Source organism: Pseudomonas fluorescens, assembly GCF_001708445.1.
Taxonomy (GTDB): domain Bacteria; phylum Pseudomonadota; class Gammaproteobacteria; order Pseudomonadales; family Pseudomonadaceae; genus Aquipseudomonas; species Aquipseudomonas gorinensis.
In genome coordinates, this window is record NZ_CP015637.1 from 5,968,717 (window position 1) to 5,982,054 (window position 13,338).

Sequence of the window (13,338 nt, forward strand, 5' to 3'; positions counted from 1 at the left end):
CACCAGGTTATGCATGGAAATCTTGCATGGGCCTGTGGATAACCTGTAGAGACTCGGCCCCAGGCCACGCCGGCCGGCCGTCTTCCTTATCTGAGCAAAAAACGAGCAGTTTCAACGGCTTGTGCACAAATGACGGGGACCAGGCTGTGGATAACCTTGGGGTGAATGCCTGCAAGCCACTCGGGCCGTGGCTTGCACAGGTTTGTACGTTATTTGATCAGCGTTTGCGCACGGTCAGCCAGGCGTCCACGCTATAGACCACCAGGCCGGCCCAGATAAAGGCGAAAGCGAGCAGGGTGCTGGGCGCCAGGTGTTCACCGAACAGCAGGACGGCTTCCAGCAGCACCAGGGTCGGCGCCACATACTGCAAAAAGCCCAGGGCGGTGTAGGGCAAATGCCGTGCGGCGGCGTTGAAGCACACCAGCGGGATCAGCGTCACCGGGCCCGCCGCTACCAGCCACCAGGCTTCGGACGTACTCCAGAATGCCAGTTGCGCACTGTGGGCCGACGGATTGAACAGCAACCATGCCACGGCGATCGGCACCAGCATCCAGGTTTCCACCACCAGCCCCGGCAGCGCCTTGACCGGCGCCTGCTTGCGGATCAGGCCGTAGAAACCAAAGGTCAGCGCCAGCACTAAAGATACCCACGGCAAGCTCCCCACCTGCCATACCTGTTGCGCCACACCCACCGCGGCCAGCCCCACGGCCACCCATTGCAGGCGACGCAGCCGCTCGCCGAGCAGCAGCATGCCCAGCAGCACATTCACCAGTGGGTTGATGTAGTAGCCCAGGCTGGCTTCGAGCATGCGCCCGCTGTTCACCGACCAGACATAGGTCAGCCAGTTACCGGCGATCAACGAACCGCTGAGGGCCAGGATCGCCAGGCGCTTGGGGTTGTCGCGCAGTTCGCGGAACCAGCCGGGATGTTTCCAGACCATCAACAGCAAGCTGCCAAACAGCGCCGACCACAGCACGCGGTGCACGATGATTTCGGCGGCGGGAACACTGGCGATGGCTTTGAAGTAGAGCGGGAACAGACCCCAGATGACGTAGGCACTCAGGCCCAGGATGTACCCCTTGCGGGGGTTGGCGGCGTGCATTGCAGAATCCTTGCTTAGGCAGCTAACAAAGCGCGATTGTAAGGATATTTGTCAACCAATGGGACTGGATTGGTAATGAGGTCTGCTTTGTGTGGGAGGGGGCAAGCCCCCTGCCACATTAAAAACAATCAGAAGAGTTTCAGCGGCTCTTCGTTGAGGGCTGAGAGCTGCTCACGCAATGCCAGCACCTGGTCACCCCAATACCGCTCGCTGCCAAACCACGGGAAGCTGTGGGGGAACGCCGGGTCGTCCCAGCGTCGTGCCAGCCAGGCGCTGTAGTGCATCAGGCGCAAGGCGCGCAACGGTTCGATCAGGGCCAGTTCGCGCGGGTCGAAGTCGTGGAACTCCTGATAGCCGTCCATCAACTCGGACAACTGGCCGAGGCATTCCTGGCGGTCGCCGGCGAGCATCATCCACAGGTCCTGCACCGCCGGGCCCATGCGGCAGTCATCCAGGTCGACGATGTGGAACATTTCGTCGCGACACATCATGTTGCCGGGGTGGCAATCGCCGTGCATGCGGATGTTCTTGTGCGGCGTGGCCTTGTACACCTCTTCCACACGCTTGAGCAGGTCGCGGGCGACGGACTCGTAGGCCGGCAGCAGGCTTTTGGGAATGAAATTGCCTTCGAGCAGGGTCGTGAGGGAGTCGTGCCCGAAGTTCTTCACCCCGAGGGCTTCGCGGTGTTCGAAGGGGCGGGTGGCGCCGACGGCGTGCAAGCGCCCGAGCAACTGCCCGAGGCGGTACAACTGGTCGAGGTTGCCCGGCTCCGGCGCGCGGCCGCCACGGCGAGGAAACAGGGTGAAGCGGAAACCGGCGTGTTCGAACAGGCTCTTGCCGTTATGGATCATCGGCGCGACCACCGGCACATCGCACTCGGCGAGCTCGAAGGTAAAGCTGTGTTCTTCGAGGATGGCTTCGTTGGTCCAGCGCTGCGGACGATAGAACTTGGCGATCAGCGGCTCGGAGTCTTCGATGCCCACCTGATAGACGCGGTTTTCGTAGCTGTTGAGCGCCAATACGCGGGCGTCGCTGAGAAAACCGATGCTTTCGACGGCGTCGAGCACCAGGTCGGGAGTGAGTGTTTCAAACGGATGGGCCATACGAACTCCTGCGCGCAGCAGGTCGCCGCGTCCGGCCGGGTATGGTAACGCACCGGGCTTGAGATAGGGGGTGACTGTGCGATTGCTATCGGGGGCAAGCCCCCTCCCACAGTTGACCGCGTTTAACCTGTAGGAACGCGGACCAATGTGGGAGGGGGCTTGCCCCCGATAGCGGCCCGTCAGGCGCCGACAATCCCGCCGTCTTCTCGCCGAATCGCCATCACCGACGATCGCGGCTTGCCATTGGGCAGGTGCTCCGGCCAAGTCGAACCGCCGGTTTCACCTGGATGCTGAATCCCCACAAACAGGGTCTTCTGATCCGGCGAAAAGCTGATCCCCGTCACTTCACAGGCCACCGGCCCCACCATGAAGCGGCGAATTTCTCCGGTGCTCGGGTCGGCGCAGAGCATCTGGTTGTTGCCCATGCCGGCGAAGTCGCCGCTGTTGCTGTAGTCGCCGTCGGTGAGAATCCACAGGCGCCCGGCCTTGTCGAAACCCAGGCCATCGGGACTGTTGAACATGTTTTGCGGGTTGATATTGGACGAGCCGCCCTTGGGTGTGCCGGCGTGTACGCCTGGGTTGCCGGCGACCACAAACAGGTCCCAGGTAAAGTCCGGGGCACCGTGGTCATCGGCGTTGGCCTTCCAACGCAGGATCTGGCCGTAGACGTTTTTCTCGCGCGGGTTAGGGCCGCCCACTGGCTGGCCGTCTTCGCCCCGCTTGGCGTTGTTGGTCAGGGTGCAATAAACCTGGCCGTCAGTGGGGCTGACCACGATCCATTCCGGGCGGTCCATGCGCGTGGCTTTCACCACGCTGGCGGCCAGGCGTGCGTGGATCAGTACTTCGGCCTGGCTGGCAAAACCGGTGCTGGCGTCGATGCCGTTTTTGCCATGGGTCAGCTCGACCCATTGCCCTTTGCCCTTGGGATGATCGGCGTTGCCGTCGCCCGCATCGAAGATGGCCACGTACAAGGTGCCGTGGTCGAGCAGGTCTTTGTTGGCCTTGGGGTTCTTGTGGTTGATCTTGTCGCGGCTGACGAACTTGTAGATAAATTCGCCGCGTTCGTCGTCGCCCATGTACACCACGGCGCGGCCGTCGCGGGTTTGCGCCAAGGCGGCGTTCTCGTGCTTGAAACGGCCCAGGGCGGTGCGTTTGGCCGGGGTGGATTGCGGGTCGAACGGATCGATTTCCACGACCCAGCCGTGGCGGTTGAGTTCATTGGGGTTCTTGGCCATGTCGAAGCGCGGGTCGTGCAAGTGCCAGTTGATCTCTTTGCTGGCGGCCACCACGCCATAGCGTTTCTGCCCGGCATCGAACGCTTGCTGGGGGTTGCTGCTACCAAAGCAGTCGGTGAAGTTCTCTTCGCACGTCAGGTAAGTGCCCCATGGGGTCTTGCCGTTGGCGCAGTTCTGGAAGGTACCGAGGACTTTTTTGCCGGACTTGTCGGCGCTGGTTTTCAACCATTCGTGGCCAGCGGCGGGGCCGCTCAGGCGGGTCGGCGAATTGCCGTGGATACGCCGGTTGTAACGCGAGTCCTGGACGAACTGCCAGGTGTCGCCCTGGCGCCGCACTTCGATCACTGACACACCTTCGCTGGCCTGGGCCTTGTGCACGTCTTCGGCCGATTGCGGCGCGCCGCCGTGGGCGAAGAGGTAGCGGTAGTTGGTGTATTCATTGTTGATCGCCAACAGCGCGCGGTTGTCATCGCCGGGGAAGGCGAACAGGCTCATGCCGTCGTTGTTGTCACCGAACTGCTGCTCCTGAGCCTTGGCCGTGCCGTTGCCGGACGGGTCGAAGGCCGGCGCGTTCTTGTGCAGCGGCTGGCCCCAGCTGATCAGCACCGAGGCGGTATAGCCGGGTGGCAGGCTGATGGCGTCGCTGGTGGCGGCGGCGATACTGGCAAAGCCCAACAACGGGCTGGCGGAGGCGGCGTTGACGGCGAGTGCGCTGCGGGTCAGCAGGTTGCCGCCGAGGAACATCGCGGCACCGCACAGGGCTCCGGCGCCGATAAAGCGACGGCGGGTCAGGCCAACCATCTGTTCGAGGTCGGTGGCTTGGTTTTCTTCTAATAGGCTCATGTCAGGCTCCCTGCGGTTTTTGCAGACACCATAAGGAGCGGGCGTGACGAAATTGTTGCAGTTTGAAGGTGGGCGCAGCAGGACGCGCGCCTAGACCGGCGTCCCCAGCAGTACATTGCTCGGTGCGAATTGCACTTGGACGGTTTTGCCTACGGCAGTGCCCAGCGCCTTAAGGGCGTCAGGCTGCGCCAGGGCGCATAAAACCTGGCCACTGGGCAGGGCGATGCGCACTTCGCTGGGGCCGTCCTCGGCGGCGAGAATCGCGTCGACGGTACCGCTCATATAATTGTGTCCGGGTGTTGCTGGCGCCCCGGCGGCGAGCAATTCGAGCCAGCCGGCCTTGATCAGCGCGACCACTTCCACGCCGTTCTCCAGCTCCAGTCGTTGCGTGCTGTCGTGAGTGATCTGCGCATGCAAACTCAGGCCGCCGGCCAGTTGCAGGTGGATCAGGTCATTACGGCCATGGCTGTCGATGCCGATGACCTGGCCGTGCAATTGGTTGCGGGCGCTGGTGCGCAGCATCAAGCGGCCCAGCAGGTTGAAATCGCTGGCGGCTTCGGCCGACCCCAAGACCTCGGCCTGCAACACTTGCAGGCGTTGGTAGAGGCGCAGTACACGCTCACCTTCGGCTGTCAGCTTGGCGCCGCCGCCGCCCTTGCCGCCGACACTGCGTTCCACCAGCGGCTTTTGCGCCAGGTTGTTTAGTTCATCGATCGCGTCCCAGGCGGCCTTGTAACTCAGGCCGGCGCTTTTGGCGGCGCGGGTGATGGAGCCCTGCTCGGCAATGTGGCCCAGCAAGGCGATGCGCTGGGGGCGGCGGATGATGTGTTGGCTGAGGGAAGTGGGCAGGGACATGGGAATACGCTTCGATGAGATGCAGGGACGTTGCCGCCCTGGCGCCCGGGAGTCAAGTCAGGCGCCTGGTTTGGGCGTGCGGGCCAGGCAGTACACATCGACCTGCCGCGCGCCGGCCTCCATCAACAGTTGCGCCAGGCTGTGGGCGGTGGCGCCGGTGGTGAGCACATCGTCCACCAGCGCCAGGTGACGGCCCTGCACCTGGGCGCCGGGTGCCAGGGCAAAGGCGCTGAGCAGGTTGCGCCTGCGAGCCTTGGCGTCGAGGGTTTGTTGCGCCACGGTTTCATGGGGGCGTAGCAACAGGTGCTCATCGTATTCGAGGTCCAGCTCGGCGCTGAGCCAGCGAGCCAGCATCAGTGCCTGGTTATAGCCACGTTCGCGCAGGCGCTTGCGGGCCAGGGGCACGGGCAGCAGGCAGTCCGGGCGGCTGAGGTCGGCCTGCTCGAAGCGATGTTGCAGGTAGCGCGCGAGCAAGCGCCCCAGCAGATGCCCGAGCGGCCAGCGAGCCTGGTGCTTGAAGCGGCTGATGAGGGTGTCGACCGGGAAACTGTAGGACCAGGGGGCGACCACCTGTTTAAAGGCCGGCGGGTATTTTTGGCATTGGCCGCAGACCAGACCCTCCATCGGCAAGGGCAGGGCGCACACTTCGCAATGTTCCATCAGCCACGGCAGCTCGGTTTCGCAGACGTTGCACACGCAATCGGCGGTTTCGGTCGCCTCATCGCAGATTAAACAGGTTTGTGTGTTTTTTAACCAGATGTAAACCTGGCGTTTGTATCTCGGTTGACAGTGCATGATTCTTCCTTAAATATGCCGAGCATCCGTGTCGTGCCTGTGGGTATTGCCCTTCCCACAGCGAAAGCCCAAGCATAATCAAGGAATCGCCCATGAGCGCCAGCACCACTGCAACCCTGCGTCACGATTGGTCCTTAGCCGAAGTCAAAGCCCTGTTCGTGCAGCCGTTCAATGACCTGTTGTTCCAGGCGCAGACCGTGCACCGTGCGCATTTCGATGCCAACCGTGTGCAGGTGTCGACGTTGCTGTCGATCAAGACCGGTGCCTGCCCGGAAGATTGCAAATATTGTCCGCAGTCGGGCCACTACAACACGGGCCTCGAAAAAGAAAAGCTGCTGGAAGTGCAGAAGGTCCTCGAAGAGGCTGCCCGCGCCAAAGCCATCGGCTCGACGCGCTTCTGCATGGGCGCTGCATGGAAACACCCGTCGGCCAAAGACATGCCCTACGTGCTGGAGATGGTCAAGGGCGTGAAGGCCATGGGCCTGGAAACCTGCATGACCCTCGGCCGCCTCGACCAGGACCAGACCCAAGCGCTGGCCCAGGCCGGCCTGGACTACTACAACCACAACCTCGACACCTCGCCGGAGTTCTACGGCTCGATCATCACCACCCGCACCTACGCCGAGCGCCTGCAAACACTGGCCTACGTTCGGGACTCGGGAATGAAGATCTGCTCCGGCGGCATCCTCGGCATGGGCGAGTCCCTCGACGACCGCGCCAACCTGCTGATCCAGCTGGCCAACCTGCCCGAGCACCCGGAGTCGGTGCCGATCAACATGCTGGTAAAAGTCGCCGGCACGCCGCTGGAAAACGCCGAGGACATCGACCCGTTCGATTTCATCCGCATGCTGGCGGTAGCGCGCATCCTGATGCCGCAATCCCATGTGCGTCTTTCGGCCGGCCGTGAAGCGATGAATGAGCAGATGCAGGCCCTGGCCTTCTTTGCCGGCGCCAACTCGATTTTCTACGGCGACAAGCTGCTGACCACCGCCAACCCGCAGGCTGACAAGGACATGCAACTGTTCGCGCGCCTGGGCATCCAGCCTGAAGCCCGCGAAGAGCATGCCGATGAAGTGCATCAGGCGGCGATTGAACAGGCGCTGGTGGAGCACAAGAGCAGCGAGCAGTTCTATAACGCCGTTGTTTGATTGAAATACAGAACAACGGTGGGAGGGGGCTTGCCCCCGATTGCGGCGTGTCAGTCGACCTAGGTTTCAACTGACGAATTGCTATCGGGGGCGAGCCCCCTCCCACCTGTTCTGATCGAGTTGAACCTGCCAGTCCGAGGCCTGCATGTCTTTTGATCTCTCCGCGCGCCTCGCTGCCCGCCGTGCCGAACACCTTTACCGGCAACGCCCGCTGCTCCAGAGCCCTCAAGGCCCGGAAGTGGTGGTCGACGGCCAACCCCTCCTGGCGTTCTGCAATAACGATTACCTGGGCCTTGCCAATCACCCGCAGGTGATCGAGGCCTGGCGCGCCGGGGCGTCCCGTTGGGGCGTGGGCGGCGGCGCTTCGCACTTGGTGGTGGGCCATGCCACGCCGCACCATGAGCTGGAAGAAGCCCTGGCCGACCTCACCGGTCGCCCGCGGGCATTGCTGTTTACCACCGGCTACATGGCCAACCTCGGTGCAGTCACCGCGCTGGTGGGGCAGGGCGATACCGTGCTGGAAGACCGCCTCAACCATGCTTCGTTGCTGGACGCCGGCCTGCTGTCGGGCGCGCGCTTCAATCGCTACCTGCACAACGACGCCGCCAGCCTGGCCAAGCGCCTGGAGAAAGCCAGCGGCAACACCCTGGTGGTCACCGACGGCGTGTTCAGCATGGATGGCGACCTGGCCGACCTGCCAGCGCTGGCCCGTGAAGCGCGAGCCAAGGGCGCCTGGTTGATGGTGGATGACGCCCATGGCTTTGGCCCGTTGGGTGCCAACGGTGGCGGGATCGTCGAGCATTTCGGCTTGAGCCAGGACGACGTGCCGGTGCTGGTCGGTACCCTGGGCAAAGCGTTCGGCACCGCCGGGGCGTTTGTGGCGGGCAGCGAGGAGCTGATCGAAAGCCTGATCCAGTTTGCCCGGCCGTATATCTACACCACCAGCCAGCCACCGGCGCTGGCTTGCGCCACCCTCAAAAGCCTGGAATTGCTGCGCACCGAGCATTGGCGACGCGAGCACCTTAATCGCCTGATCCGCCAGTTCCGCCAGGGCGCCGAGCAGCTCGGGCTGGACTTGATGGACAGCTTTACACCGATCCAGCCGATCCTGATCGGCGACAGTGCCAAGGCCGTGCGCCTGTCGCAGATGCTGCGCGAGCGTGGCCTGATGGTCACCGCGATCCGCCCGCCCACCGTGCCCGCCGGCAGCGCGCGGTTGCGTGTGACATTGACGGCTGCCCACAGCGAGGCGCAGGTGCAGCTATTGTTAAATGCGTTGGAGGCGTGTTTCCGCTTGCTGGGTGCCACGGAGCCCGACCATGCGTGATCGACTGATTCTGTTGCCCGGCTGGGGCCTCGGCGTGTCACCGCTGGAGCCGTTGGCCGCCGCCCTGCGTGGGCTGGACGAACACTTGCAGGTGCAGATCGAGCCGTTGCCGGCGTTGGATTCCAGCGACCTGGAGGAGTGGCTCGACGAACTCGACGCCACGCTGCCGGACAACGCCTGGCTGGGCGGTTGGTCGCTGGGCGGTATGCTCGCTTCCGAGCTGGCTGCAAGGCGTGGCGAGCGCTGTTGCGGCCTGCTGACCCTGGCGAGCAACCCGTGTTTCGTCGCCCACGATGGCTGGCCGAATGCGATGCCCGGCGAGACCTTCGATGCTTTTTTGGCGGGCTGCCACGCCGATTCCCAAGTCACGCTCAAGCGTTTTGGCCTGTTGTGCGCCAAGGGTGCCGAGGACCCACGCGGGCTTTCGCGATTACTGGTCAGCGGTGCGCCGAATTCACCCGCCAGCGTGTTGATGCCAGGCCTTGAGTTGCTGGCCAAACTCGATACTCGCGCCGCCCTGCAAGCGTTTCGCGGCCCCCAGTTGCACCTGTTTGCCGGCCTGGACGGGCTGGTGCCGGCCGAAGCCGCCAGTGATCTGCTGGCGTTGCTCCCCGATGTGGAAATCGGCCTGATTGAACAGGCCGGTCACGCTTTTCTTCTGGAAGACCCCCACGGCGTGGCGGGGGCTATCCAGGCTTTTTTGCATGAGTGTGTTGATGACTGATTTATCCCATCCTCCCCTGCCAGGCGCCTTGCCGGACAAGCGTCAGGTAGCGGCCTCGTTTTCCCGTGCGGCGGCCAGTTACGACAGTGTCGCCGAGTTGCAGCGGGCGGTGGGGCATGAACTGCTGGCCCGCTTACCGTCTGCCGGGGCGCCGCAACGCTGGCTGGATATGGGCTGTGGCACGGGGTATTTCAGCCGGGTGCTGGGCGGCTTGTGGCCCGCCAGCCACGGCGTGGCGCTGGATATTGCCGAAGGCATGCTCAACCATGCACGGCCTCTGGGGGGCGCCGAGCATTTCATCGCCGGCGATGCCGAGCGCCTGCCATTGCGGGATGGCAGTTGCGGGCTGATCTTCTCCAGCCTGGCGGTGCAATGGTGTGCGGACTTCGCGGCGGTGCTCAACGAGGCGTATCGAGTGCTGCAGGCCGGTGGCGTGCTGGCGTTCGCAAGCTTGTGCGTGGGCACCCTGGATGAGTTGCGCGAAAGCTGGCGGGCAGCGGATGGCCTGGTGCACGTCAATCGCTTCCGGACCTTCGAGGCTTACCAGCAGTTGTGCGCGGCCAGTGGCTTGCGTGTGATCAGCCTGGAGCGTCAACCCCATGTGCTGCACTACCCGGATGTGCGCAGCCTGACCCATGAATTGAAGGCGCTGGGGGCGCACAATCTCAACCCTGGGCGACCGGGAGGGTTGACGGGGCGTGCGCGGATTGTTGCACTGGTGAACGCTTATGAGCGGTTCCGTCGGGCCCAGGGCCTGCCGGCGACTTACCAAGTGGTGTACGCCGTACTGGAGAAACCTTTATGAGCGCCGCTTATTTCATCACCGGTACCGACACCGATGTCGGCAAGACCACCGTCGCTGCCGGCCTGCTGCGCGCGGCGCGCCAGGCTGGCAAAAGCACCGCCGCCGGCAAACCGGTTGCCTCCGGTTGCCAGGTCACGCCCAAGGGCCTGCGCAACGCCGACGCCCTGGCGCTGCTCGCTGAGTGTTCATTACCGCTGACGTATGCCGAGGTCAACCCGGTGGCGTTCGAACCGGCCATTGCCCCCCATTTGGCCGCGCGAGAGGCGGGTGTGGCGCTGACGGTGCAGTCGCTGCTCAAACCCATGCAGCAGGTCCTGGCACGGCAAGCAGATTTCACCTTGATCGAAGGCGCGGGCGGCTGGCGCGTGCCATTGGCTGATCAGGACAACCTGTCGGACCTGGCCATGGCGCTCAAGTTACCGGTGATTCTGGTGGTGGGCGTGCGCCTGGGGTGCATCAGCCATGCGTTGCTGACTGCCGAAGCTATCGCAAGGGACGGTTTGCCCCTGGCGGGCTGGGTGGCGAATATCATCGACCCCAAGACCTCTCGTCTGGAAGAAAACCTCGCCACCCTGGCCGAGCGCTTGCCCGCTCCTTGCCTGGGCCGGGTGCCGAAACTCAAGCACGCCAGTGCTGAGGCGGTGGCCGAGCACCTGCAACTGGACCTGCTTGACTGATTTTGGCTATCGATAAGGCATTATGCCATTAGCGTTTTTGACGGGCCTTTTGACAGGATCTCTGCTTCAATTCAACTTCACGATTCTCTTAGCAGGGCCACGCCATGGAAATCTCTGGCAGCAGTGCGTTTTATTCAGGCTTGAGCACCATTCAGGCCGGGCAAAGCCGTGTCGACCAGGCCGCCGGCAAGATTGCCAGCGCCGCGACAACCCAGCCCTCGGATGCGCAGGTAGACCTTCTACGTGCCAACGCCCGTGCCCAGCCGTCCAATTCGGCGAGCAACATGGTGGAAATGGCGCAAGGCAAGTTTCAAGTGGAGCTCGGCGCGAAAGTCGCCAAGGCTTCGGACGAAATGCTCGGCACGTTGATCGATACCTTCGCTTAATCCCCGACCCCCTCTAAGCGCGGGCCCTCGTGGCGAGCGGGCTTGTTGTGGCGAGCGGGCTTGCCCCGCGTTGGGCTGCGAAGCGGCCCCAAAACCAACCACCCAGGTAATACCTGATACACCGCATTCAGATTTATTGGGGCTGCTGCGCAGCCCAACGCGGGGCAAGCCCGCTCGCCACAATAAGCCCCGCATTGCCACATGCCTTCCCTCTGAATTTTCTGCATATCCTTCTGATGTGGCATCCCGCCGCAGGCCTGGCCGTGTCTGCCCATAACCTGCATCAGGACAAACGGTGTCGGGTGGACGCTTGACAACCCCAGGTCGTAAACGTATGTTTCAAACACCTGTTTGACCGCCATAACAAATCCACGCGGTTGTTCATTCCAGATACATCAGCAGAGGTTTATCGCTATGCCTGACTACAAGGCCCCCTTGCGTGATATTCGCTTCGTTCGTGACGAACTGCTTGGTTATGAAGCGCACTATCAGAGCCTGCCGGCTTGCCAGGACGCTACCCCGGACATGGTTGACGCCATTCTCGAAGAAGGCGCCAAGTTCTGTGAGCAAGTGCTGGCACCGTTGAACCGCGTGGGTGACATCGAAGGGTGCACCTGGAGCGAGTCAGGCGTTAAGACCCCTGCTGGTTTCAAAGAAGCCTACAAACAGTTCGTCGAAGGCGGCTGGCCAAGCCTGGCCCACGACGTGGCGCATGGTGGCCAAGGCCTGCCGGAATCCCTGGGCCTGGCTGTCAGCGAAATGGTCGGTGAAGCCAACTGGTCGTGGGGCATGTACCCCGGCCTGTCCCATGGTGCGATGAACACCATTTCCGAGCACGGCACCCCCGAGCAACAGGACGCCTACCTGACCAAACTGGTATCGGGCGAATGGACCGGCACCATGTGCCTGACCGAGCCTCACTGTGGTACCGACCTGGGCATGCTGCGTACCAAGGCCGAACCTCAGGCCGACGGTTCCTACAAAGTCTCCGGCACCAAGATCTTCATCTCGGCCGGTGAGCACGACATGGCCGATAACATCGTCCACATCGTACTGGCCCGCCTGCCGGATGCACCGGCGGGCACCAAAGGCATCTCGCTGTTTATTGTGCCCAAGTTCCTGCCCAACGCCGATGGCTCGATCGGTGCACGCAACGCCGTGACTTGTGGTTCCCTGGAACACAAGATGGGCATCCACGGTAACGCCACCTGCGTGATGAACTTCGACGCGGCCACCGGTTTCCTGATCGGCCCGGCGAACAAAGGCCTGAACTGCATGTTCACCTTTATGAACACCGCTCGCCTGGGCACCGCGCTGCAAGGCCTGGCCCACGCCGAGATCGGTTTCCAGGGCGGCCTGAAATACGCTCGTGATCGCCTGCAAATGCGTTCCCTGACAGGCCCGAAAGCGCCGGACAAGGCGGCCGACCCCATCATCGTGCACCCTGACGTGCGCCGCATGCTGCTGACCATGAAAGCCTTCGCTGAAGGCAACCGTGCGATGGTGTACTTCACCGCCAAGCAAGTGGACATCGTCAAGTACGGCACCGACGACGAAGCCAAGAAACAGGCCGATGGCCTGCTGGCGTTCATGACCCCGATCGCCAAGGCGTTCATGACCGAAGTCGGTTTTGAATCGGCTAACCACGGTGTGCAAATCTACGGCGGCCACGGCTTTATCGCCGAGTGGGGCATGGAGCAGAACGTTCGCGACAGCCGCATTTCGATGCTGTACGAAGGCACCACCGGTATCCAGGCGCTGGACCTGCTCGGCCGTAAAGTGCTGATGACCCAGGGCGAAGCACTGAAAGGCTTCACCAAGATCGTCCACAAGTTCTGCCAGGCCAACGAAGGCAACGAAGCCGTCAAGGAATTCGTAACGCCACTGGCTGCGCTGAACAAAGAGTGGGGCGAGTTGACCATGAAGGTCGGCATGGCGGCGATGAAAGACCGTGAAGAGGTCGGTGCTGCTTCGGTGGACTACCTGATGTACTCCGGTTACGCGTGCCTGGCGTACTTCTGGGCCGACATGGCCCGCCTGGCCGCCGAGAAACTGGCTGCCGGCACCAGCGAGGCAGCGTTCTACACCGCCAAGCTGCAGACCGCGCGCTTCTACTTCCAACGCATCCTGCCGCGTACCCGCACCCACGTAGCCACCATGCTGTCGGGCGCCAACAACCTGATGGACATGAAAGAAGAGGACTTCGGCCTGGCTTACTAAGCCTTACCGGGTTCACTTCAGGGCCGCCGCTTCCTTCGGGAGCGGCGGTTTTTTTTCGACGATAAAAAACGCAGCGTTGCGCTCAGGGATTGCGTCGAGCTGCCGTTACAGTGATGGC

At 62.8% G+C, this 13,338-nt stretch carries 12 protein-coding genes; 7 read left to right on the top strand and 5 right to left on the bottom strand.

Features of this window, described 5'->3' with window-relative positions; all coding sequences use genetic code 11:
* Positions 1 to 217: 217 nt before the first annotated feature.
* From rarD to A7317_RS26710, 5 genes are all read right to left on the bottom strand, one after another.
* Positions 218 to 1,102, bottom strand: coding sequence for an EamA family transporter RarD (rarD, locus tag A7317_RS26690; RefSeq protein WP_069077134.1), 885 nt, complete (start codon positions 1,100 to 1,102; stop codon positions 218 to 220).
* Positions 1,103 to 1,230: 128 nt separating this feature from the next.
* The gene (locus A7317_RS26695) at positions 1,231 to 2,205 is read right to left on the bottom strand and encodes a serine/threonine protein kinase (protein ID WP_024077759.1); all 975 of its coding nucleotides are present in this window, start codon (positions 2,203 to 2,205) and stop codon (positions 1,231 to 1,233) included.
* Between the two features lie 179 nt (positions 2,206 to 2,384).
* Positions 2,385 to 4,283 carry a PhoX family protein gene (locus A7317_RS26700; RefSeq protein WP_069077135.1) on the bottom strand — a complete coding sequence of 633 codons (1,899 nt, stop codon included), beginning with the start codon at positions 4,281 to 4,283 and terminating at the stop codon, positions 2,385 to 2,387.
* Positions 4,284 to 4,373: 90 nt separating this feature from the next.
* Positions 4,374 to 5,138, bottom strand: coding sequence for a TOBE domain-containing protein (locus A7317_RS26705; protein ID WP_069077136.1), 765 nt, complete (start codon positions 5,136 to 5,138; stop codon positions 4,374 to 4,376).
* A gap of 57 nt (positions 5,139 to 5,195) precedes the next feature.
* A complete protein-coding gene (locus A7317_RS26710) occupies positions 5,196 to 5,933 on the bottom strand; it encodes a ComF family protein (RefSeq protein ID WP_069077137.1) in 738 nt (245 codons plus the stop codon).
* 92 nt (positions 5,934 to 6,025) lie between these two features.
* Between A7317_RS26710 and bioB the strand changes: the two genes are divergently transcribed.
* The 7 genes from bioB (at position 6,026) to A7317_RS26750 (ending at position 13,220) form a co-directional block, all read left to right on the top strand.
* Positions 6,026 to 7,081 carry a biotin synthase BioB gene (gene bioB, locus A7317_RS26715; protein WP_069077138.1) on the top strand — a complete coding sequence of 352 codons (1,056 nt, stop codon included), beginning with the start codon at positions 6,026 to 6,028 and terminating at the stop codon, positions 7,079 to 7,081.
* Positions 7,082 to 7,226: 145 nt separating this feature from the next.
* Positions 7,227 to 8,408 (top strand): 8-amino-7-oxononanoate synthase, encoded by a 1,182-nt coding sequence (gene bioF, locus A7317_RS26720; RefSeq protein ID WP_024077754.1) that lies wholly within the window; start codon positions 7,227 to 7,229, stop codon positions 8,406 to 8,408.
* Positions 8,401 to 9,132, top strand: a complete 732-nt coding sequence (locus tag A7317_RS26725; protein WP_069077139.1) for an alpha/beta fold hydrolase — start codon at positions 8,401 to 8,403, stop codon at positions 9,130 to 9,132. Before bioF ends, A7317_RS26725 begins: the two co-directional genes overlap by 8 nt.
* A complete protein-coding gene (bioC, locus tag A7317_RS26730) occupies positions 9,125 to 9,937 on the top strand; it encodes a malonyl-ACP O-methyltransferase BioC (RefSeq protein ID WP_069077140.1) in 813 nt (270 codons plus the stop codon). Before A7317_RS26725 ends, bioC begins: the two co-directional genes overlap by 8 nt.
* Complete coding sequence (bioD, locus tag A7317_RS26735; protein ID WP_024077751.1) at positions 9,934 to 10,614, top strand: dethiobiotin synthase; 681 nt, start codon at positions 9,934 to 9,936, stop codon at positions 10,612 to 10,614. Before bioC ends, bioD begins: the two co-directional genes overlap by 4 nt.
* Positions 10,615 to 10,718: 104 nt before the next feature.
* Positions 10,719 to 11,000, top strand: a complete 282-nt coding sequence (locus tag A7317_RS26740; RefSeq protein WP_024077750.1) for a hypothetical protein — start codon at positions 10,719 to 10,721, stop codon at positions 10,998 to 11,000.
* Between the two features lie 414 nt (positions 11,001 to 11,414).
* Positions 11,415 to 13,220: a phenylacyl-CoA dehydrogenase gene (locus A7317_RS26750; RefSeq protein WP_024077749.1), complete on the top strand. Its 1,806-nt coding sequence runs from the start codon at positions 11,415 to 11,417 to the stop codon at positions 13,218 to 13,220.
* Positions 13,221 to 13,338: the final 118 nt, after the last annotated feature.

Coding starts and splice junctions, on each gene's coding strand:
- A7317_RS26740 (WP_024077750.1), top strand. CDS start 10,719: ATGGAAATCTCTGGCAGCAGTGCGTTTTATTCAGGCTTGAGCACCATT.
- A7317_RS26710 (WP_069077137.1), bottom strand. CDS start 5,933: ATGCACTGTCAACCGAGATACAAACGCCAGGTTTACATCTGGTTAAAA.
- bioB (WP_069077138.1), top strand. CDS start 6,026: ATGAGCGCCAGCACCACTGCAACCCTGCGTCACGATTGGTCCTTAGCC.
- A7317_RS26725 (WP_069077139.1), top strand. CDS start 8,401: ATGCGTGATCGACTGATTCTGTTGCCCGGCTGGGGCCTCGGCGTGTCA.
- A7317_RS26705 (WP_069077136.1), bottom strand. CDS start 5,138: ATGTCCCTGCCCACTTCCCTCAGCCAACACATCATCCGCCGCCCCCAG.
- rarD (WP_069077134.1), bottom strand. CDS start 1,102: ATGCACGCCGCCAACCCCCGCAAGGGGTACATCCTGGGCCTGAGTGCC.
- bioF (WP_024077754.1), top strand. CDS start 7,227: ATGTCTTTTGATCTCTCCGCGCGCCTCGCTGCCCGCCGTGCCGAACAC.
- A7317_RS26695 (WP_024077759.1), bottom strand. CDS start 2,205: ATGGCCCATCCGTTTGAAACACTCACTCCCGACCTGGTGCTCGACGCC.
- bioC (WP_069077140.1), top strand. CDS start 9,125: ATGACTGATTTATCCCATCCTCCCCTGCCAGGCGCCTTGCCGGACAAG.
- A7317_RS26750 (WP_024077749.1), top strand. CDS start 11,415: ATGCCTGACTACAAGGCCCCCTTGCGTGATATTCGCTTCGTTCGTGAC.
- bioD (WP_024077751.1), top strand. CDS start 9,934: ATGAGCGCCGCTTATTTCATCACCGGTACCGACACCGATGTCGGCAAG.
- A7317_RS26700 (WP_069077135.1), bottom strand. CDS start 4,283: ATGAGCCTATTAGAAGAAAACCAAGCCACCGACCTCGAACAGATGGTT.